Source organism: Streptomyces sp. NPDC037410 (assembly GCF_055602235.1).
On sequence record NZ_JBVJWR010000009.1, the window covers coordinates 316,457 to 322,998 of the forward strand.

7 protein-coding genes are annotated in these 6,542 nt (G+C 69.1%); 5 read left to right on the forward strand and 2 right to left on the reverse strand.

The genetic code is table 11. From position 1 onward, the window contains the following. Nucleotides 1-128: 128 nt before the first annotated feature. On the forward strand, nt 129-1,232 hold the full coding sequence (locus tag ACZ7HT_RS18115) for a helix-turn-helix domain-containing protein (protein ID WP_471166455.1): 1,104 nt from the start codon (nt 129-131) through the stop codon (nt 1,230-1,232). 43 nt (nt 1,233-1,275) lie between these two features. Here the strand turns inward: ACZ7HT_RS18115 and ACZ7HT_RS18120 are convergent, their stop codons facing one another. Together ACZ7HT_RS18120 and ACZ7HT_RS18125 are read right to left on the reverse strand one after the other, a co-directional pair. Further along, nucleotides 1,276-2,079, reverse strand: coding sequence for a hypothetical protein (locus ACZ7HT_RS18120; RefSeq protein WP_471166457.1), 804 nt, complete (start codon nt 2,077-2,079; stop codon nt 1,276-1,278). Nucleotides 2,080-2,395: 316 nt separating this feature from the next. Further along, nucleotides 2,396-2,650 carry a mycoredoxin gene (locus tag ACZ7HT_RS18125; protein WP_471166459.1) on the reverse strand — a complete coding sequence of 85 codons (255 nt, stop codon included), beginning with the start codon at nt 2,648-2,650 and terminating at the stop codon, nt 2,396-2,398. 147 nt (nt 2,651-2,797) lie between these two features. On the opposite strand from ACZ7HT_RS18125, the gene ACZ7HT_RS18130 reads away from it, so the two are divergent. The 4 genes from ACZ7HT_RS18130 to ACZ7HT_RS18145 all read left to right on the forward strand — a co-directional run bounded on the left by ACZ7HT_RS18130 (nt 2,798) and on the right by ACZ7HT_RS18145 (nt 6,368). Then, nucleotides 2,798-4,978, forward strand: coding sequence for an ATP-dependent DNA helicase UvrD2 (locus ACZ7HT_RS18130; RefSeq protein WP_471166462.1), 2,181 nt, complete (start codon nt 2,798-2,800; stop codon nt 4,976-4,978). A 171-nt stretch (nt 4,979-5,149) separates the two neighbouring features. Further along, on the forward strand, nt 5,150-5,503 hold the full coding sequence (locus ACZ7HT_RS18135; RefSeq protein ID WP_471166465.1) for a hypothetical protein: 354 nt from the start codon (nt 5,150-5,152) through the stop codon (nt 5,501-5,503). A gap of 173 nt (nt 5,504-5,676) precedes the next feature. Beyond that, nucleotides 5,677-6,048: a WhiB family transcriptional regulator gene (locus tag ACZ7HT_RS18140; RefSeq protein ID WP_116158969.1), complete on the forward strand. Its 372-nt coding sequence runs from the start codon at nt 5,677-5,679 to the stop codon at nt 6,046-6,048. Next, nucleotides 6,045-6,368 carry a hypothetical protein gene (locus tag ACZ7HT_RS18145; protein ID WP_471166467.1) on the forward strand — a complete coding sequence of 108 codons (324 nt, stop codon included), beginning with the start codon at nt 6,045-6,047 and terminating at the stop codon, nt 6,366-6,368. The genes ACZ7HT_RS18140 and ACZ7HT_RS18145 overlap by 4 nt, the downstream gene beginning before the upstream one ends. Nucleotides 6,369-6,542: the final 174 nt, after the last annotated feature.

Below are 6,542 nucleotides of genomic sequence, written 5' to 3' on the forward strand. Positions count from 1 at the left end.
TCGACTTCCGCGCTGGCTTGAGAGTCCTCTAACGCCCTGGTGGCAGGTAGGGGCATTCGTAGGGGCAAGTGGTGTTCGAGCGTGGCCGATTGGCCGCGTGCTGCACGGTGCGGGGGCATGATGGGCCCATGCGGATCGGGGACCTGATCAAGGAGCTTCGTAAGGCGCGCGGCTGGTCGCAGGGGCGCCTAGCGTCGGAGGCCAACGACGCCTTCGGTACGAGTCTTGACCGGGAGTACGTGAGCCGGTGGGAGCGTTCCAAGAACGTTCCGAGCGACTTCTACCTAGCGAAGCTGTCGGCCGTCTTGGACGTGCCGCTAGCGGTTCTTGAGGGTGACGTGAAGCGACGTACGTTCCTTACGGACGCGGCCGGGGCCGCCATAGCGCCTGTGGTGGCCTCCGACCTGTTGTCGGCAGGCTTCTCCGCCCGTCTGCGGGGCGGGCCGTCTGCGGACGCCTGGGAGGCGAAGCTAGCCACGTACGGCACCGACTACATGTCCATGGGCGCGGCGGACATCCAGCGTCGCGTGTCCGGTGAGCTTGTAGTGGTGCAGCAACAGCTAGACGATCCCCGGCTGTGGTCGGTCGCATCCCGGCTCATGACCCTGTACGCGAAGACGTTCCCCGGCTCGGATGGGTCGAAGGCGGGGCGCTGGTACCGGATGGCGGCTGAGGCCGCAGACGAGTCAGGGAACCTTGACGCCCGGGTGTGGGTGCGAGGCCGTGCGGCTATCGCCCTGGGGTACGAGGGGGCGTCCCTGGGAGTGGCTGACGTGCTCGCCGATCAGGCCATGGCCGCGAGCGACAAGCCGTCACTCGGGCTCTTGAACGCGATTTACGGCAAGGCTCACGCCGCCGCGCTACGGGGCGACAGGGTTACGGCTCTGGCCCTGGACGAGAAAGGGCGCCGGATCTTCGACGCGGCCGGGTCGTACGAGCAGACCTCTGACTACGCCGTGCCCTGGTGGCGGGTGAACGTGTTCCGGTCTCTGCTGCTGGCACGGCTTGGGGACGAGCGGGGCGCGGTTGAGGCACAGGGCGCGGCGCGGGCGGAGCTACCGGCGGAGCTGCCCCGGTTCGCCACGCACCTGGAGCTTCACCGGGGGCTGATGCTGGCCCGGTCCGGGGACCGCGCCGGGGGCGTGGCCTACGCACAGGCCGCCATGGACACCCTTCCGCCGGAGAAGCACTCACTGACTCTGCGGATGCTCATGGACGAGATCCGGGGCTAGACGTACGGAGCAGGCAGAAGGCCCCCTCTGGAGGGGGCGTCTCCTACGCGTCGGGCGCCGTGGCCGGCTCAGGGGGTTGCGGTCGCGGCCCAAGCCGAAGGAACGTGCCGCCAAGTGTGCTGGTGGACTCGGCGCGGGGATCGTCTGCTGGGAACGCCCCGAGCTGTGAGAGTTCGAACATGGCGGCACCCAAAACGGTGTCCAGGGCCTCGAACCATTGCCAAGCCTTAGTGACGTCAACACGGAGCTTTGCGACCGTTGTCGCAAGTCGCTCAGGATCTTGGGCGTGGGCTCCGAATCGGGCTGTACTACTCGAACGAAGGAAGATCAGGACGTCCGCTGCGTGGACGCGATCCACGGCAGCGCCAACGAGCAAGGTCACCTTGGGAGCCATCCAGTACAGGTCAGCAGCCTGCGCGGCGGGACGAGCTTCCCCGTCGAGAAGACTCCAACTACGGCTGACCTGATGTGTGAGACGCCCCCAGTTCTGAGGTGCGATGGCGCGGTAGGCGGCGCGGGCACTGCTATACCGCGCCGAAATCTCATCCTGATCAATGCCTTCCGTATGGGCCCTCCGGAGCAGGTTCGTCAGGTCGCGCAGCTCATACACCAGAGCGGTTACGTCGCGTCGCACATCTGCCAGTTCCCGGCCTGGGAACGTGGCTTCAAGGGCCAGGAGAAGATCGTCGACATGCCTGCGCGCCAAGGCGTGTGCTGCGCGCGACTCCGCTGCACTCTCCTGCACGGAGGTCAGATGGGATAGGAAAACCAACGCCAATGGCACCCCGAAGAAGAGACTGGCGAAGCTGGAGGCCAGGTTCGTGAGGAAGCTCCGGTTGTCCCACACACCGTGACTGTCGCCGTACACGCCTACCCCAACGAAGGCGACACCCAACGGCAGGCTGACCCAAACAACACGCTGGATCGTGCGTGGTGTGCTTCTCCACCACGCACGCGCCCGACCTCGACCGAACCAACGACGCACGAAGCCCCTCCCCGGATCGAACAGCAGGGCAGACAGTACCGGCCGCGTTAGTACGTCGAGCCCGCTCCTGCGCGGCTTCGTAGTGGTGCGCTCGGCCTGTGGAAGACGGTCGGGCCGAAACAGCAGAGGGCCCCCGCCGGAGCGGGGGCCCTGCCGTATATACGGGGGATCAGGAGGGTCAGACGGCTAGAGCCTGCTTGACCTGGGCCAGGCTCGGGTTCGTCATGACCGACTCAGCACCAGAGGAGGCGATTACCAACACCGTCGGGACCGTCTGGTTTCCGCCGTTGGCCTTCTCGACGAAGGCCGCCGAGTCGGGGTCCTGCTCGATGTTGATCTCCGTGTACGCGATGCCCTCGCGGTCCATCTGGCTCTTCAGCCGACGGCAGTAGCCGCACCACGTGGTGCTGTACATCGTCACAGTGCCCTGCATGGCCAGGCGCTCCTCTTGTTCGCGGACGGGTGCCGAGAGGAAGAACGTACGGCCTCCCGGCGCCATTCCCGGAATTCGTATGACCGGCGGCACGCCCCTGTGGACAAGCCTCGACGGCAAGCTCGCCCGACCTGGCAGCATTGGAGGGTGACAGCAGCAACGCACTCCACTCTCTTCCCGCAGGTCCCGGAGACGGCCGACGCGGTGCTCGACGGGCTCGACCCCGAGCAGCGCGAGGTCGCCCTTGCCCTGAACGGACCGGTGTGCGTCCTCGCCGGAGCCGGTACGGGCAAGACCCGGGCCCTCACCCACCGCATCGCGTACGGGGTGCGGGCCGGCATCCTGCAGCCCGCCAGTGTGCTGGCCGTCACGTTCACCAACCGCGCGGCGGGCGAGATGCGCGGCCGGCTCCGGCAGCTCGGCGCGGGCGGCGTCCAGGCCCGCACGTTCCACTCCGCGGCCCTCCGGCAGCTCCAGTTCTTCTGGCCGAAAGCAGTCGGTGGCGAGCTGCCCCGGCTCCTGGAGCGGAAGGTCCAGCTGGTCGCCGACGCCGCGGCCCGCTGCCGGATCCGGCTCGACCGGAACGAGCTCAGGGACGTGACCAGCGAGATCGAGTGGGCCAAGGTCACCCAGACCGTCCCCGCCGACTACCCGGCCGCCGTCGCCAAGTCCGTCAGGGAGGCCCCCCGGGACCCGGCCGAGATCGGCCAGATCTATGCCCTGTACGAGCAGCTGAAGCGCGACCGCTCGGTGATCGACTTCGAGGACGTGTTGCTGCTCACGGTCGGCATCCTCCAGGACCGGCACGACATCGCCGACCAGATCCGACGCCAGTACCAGCACTTCGTCGTCGACGAGTACCAGGACGTCTCCCCGCTCCAGCAGCGGCTGCTCGACCTGTGGCTCGGCGACCGGGACAACCTCTGCGTCGTCGGCGACGCCAGCCAGACGATCTACTCCTTCACCGGCGCCACCCCCGACCACCTGCTGAACTTCCGCACCCGCCACCCGGGTGCCACGGTCGTCAAGCTGGTCCGCGACTACCGCTCGACCCCGCAGGTCGTCCATCTGGCGAACGGGCTGCTCAGCCAGGCCCACGGCCGGGCCGCCGAGCACCGCCTGGAGCTGATCTCGCAGCGCGACCCGGGCCCCGAGCCGGTCTACACGGAGTACGCCGACGAGCCCGCCGAGGCCGAGGGCACCGCCCGCCGCATCCGCGACCTCATCGCCGCCGGCGTCCCGGCCGGCGAGATCGCCGTCCTCTACCGGATCAACGCCCAGTCCGAGGTCTACGAGCAGGCACTCGCCGACGCCGGAGTGCCCTACCAGCTCCGCGGCGCCGAGCGCTTCTTCGAGCGCCAGGAGGTACGGGAGGCGGGCATCGCCCTGCGCGGCGCCGCCCGTGCCGGGGCCAACGACTCGCTCCTCGACGATGCCGAGGACCTGCCCGCGCAGGTCAGGGCAGTCCTCTCCACCAAGGGCTGGACGACCCGGCCGCCCGCCGGCTCGGGCGCCGTCCGCGACCGCTGGGAGTCCCTCGCCGCCCTCGTCCGGCTCGCCGAGGACTTCGCCCGCGCGAAGCCCGGAGCCACCCTCTCCGACCTGGTCGCCGAGCTCGACGAGCGGGCCGCCGCCCAGCACGCCCCGACCGTCCAGGGCGTCACCCTCGCCTCGCTGCACGCGGCCAAGGGCCTCGAATGGGACGCCGTCTTCCTGGTCGGCCTCACCGAGGGCATGATGCCGATCACGTACGCCAAGACCGACGAGCAGGTCGAGGAGGAGCGCCGTCTGCTGTACGTGGGCGTCACCCGGGCCCGGGTCCACCTCACGCTCTCCTGGGCGCTCTCCCGCTCCCCGGGCGGCCGGGCCAACCGGCGCCCCAGCCGCTTCCTCAAGGGCCTGCGACCCGGCTCCGGCTCCCTCGGCACCGTCGGCGCTTCCGGCTCATCCGGCTCCTTCGAGCGGGGGAGCGGCCTGCGCCGTCGTGGACCCCGGGGTCCCGTCCTGTGCCGGGTCTGCGGCGCCACCCTCACCGAGGCCGGCGCGATGAAGCTGATGCGCTGCGAGGACTGCCCCTCGGACATGGACGAGGGCCTGTACGAGCGGCTCAGGGACTGGCGGTCGGAACAGGCCAGGGAGCTCGGCCAGCCGGCCTATTGCGTGTTCACCGACAAGACGCTCATGGCGATCGCGGAGCGCGTCCCCGCGACCGACGGAGAGCTCGCCTCGATCGCCGGCGTCGGCGTCCGCAAGCTCGACCGCTTCGGAGCCGAGGTCCTGGCCATCTGCGCAGGTGAGGAGGGTGGGACGGGCGAGGACGAGGTCTGAGGAAAACTCGTCGGAAAAATAGTTTGCGCACGCCCCGTCAAGCCCCATAGGTTCTTAACCACGGAAACAGTGCTTCTTCGAAGCCCTGTCTTCGTGCTGTACTTGTCCAAATAAACATGAGGGTCCGGCTCGCACCCGAGCCCTCCGAGACGCCGAGAGGAGGCGATTCCAGTGATCAGCTACACCATCCAGTCCAGCACCGCCAGCACCGTCGACTTCGTCGGCATGGCCAAAATGACCGATCTCTCGGTCGTCTCCGCCTGCTCGCTCGGCCTCTCCGCCTCGGCGTTCATTGGCACCGGTCTGCCCGTCGCCGGCCTTCCTGCCACCGGTCTCTCCGGTGACGGAACGGCCGCCGTGGCTCCGCGCAATGAGCGACCGACCAAGGCACTGGAAGCAGGAGTAGCAGGCAAGGCCACGGCCTATGGCTTTGCGGCGACCGGTGCCGGAACCCAGCAGACGACGACGCACCACCACATGATGTGGGCCTTCCGTGGGCTCGAACCCTGGAGTGATCCAGTCTGATCCATGATCAGACCGGCGCCTTCAGGGCCGCGGAACCCCACCCGGGATCCGCGGCCCTTCTGTTTGTCCCCGAACAGGGACGACGGCGCGAAGGGGCCTCGGGAAAGACACCGCCCGGTACCAGCCGAAACCCCGGCCAACAGGCCGGAACGACCAGACGAGGAAAGACCACCGTGCAACTCGAAGCGCACGCCCCGTCCGTACCGCATTCCGAATCGATCCCCCAGCCCGGCCTCACGGAGGACCCCGCTTTGACCCCCCTCACCGCGCTCACCGCGCTCGACGACGCCATCGAGAACCTCGGCGTGCCCGTACCCTGTCGCGCCTACGACCCCGAGGTCTTCTTCGCGGAGTCCCCGGCCGACGTCGAGTACGCGAAGTCCCTCTGCCAGACCTGCCCGCTCGTCGCGGCCTGCCTGGCCGGCGCCAAGGAGCGCCGCGAGCCCTGGGGTGTCTGGGGCGGCGAGCTCTTCGTCCAGGGCGTGGTCGTGGCCCGCAAGCGGCCCCGTGGCCGTCCGCGCAAGAACCCGGTCGTCGCGGCATGAGCGCCACCGGAACCATCGACCGTCCCCTCACGCACGATCCCCAGAAGCAGGCCCCGATGACCTCTTCCACCAGCGAGCCCGCCGGCTTCGCGACCTCAGTCTTCTCCCCCGCCGCCGCGCACACCGCGCGTCAGAACAGGACCCGTGAAATGCAACTCGCCCCCGAAGCCCTGGCCCGTGCCCATATGCATGAGCGACAGCGTGAGGCCGACGCGGAACGCCAGGCCGTGCGCCTGGTCGCCGCCCGGCGCATGCAGCGCCGCGCCGAGCGCGTCTCGCTGCGCGCCCGCCGCGCGCTCGCCATGGCCGTCATGCACTGAGCATCGCCGTGATGCCCTCCGCGGGGGCCGGTCCGAACGGACCGGCCCCAGGGGGGGGGGGGGGGTCAGCAGGGGGAGGGGGTGGGGGGGGGTGGGAAAAGGGGGAAGGTGAGGAGCCCCAAAGAAAGCATCCCCCCCTCTCGCGCTGTGAGGAAAGGAGAATTATTTCCAGTG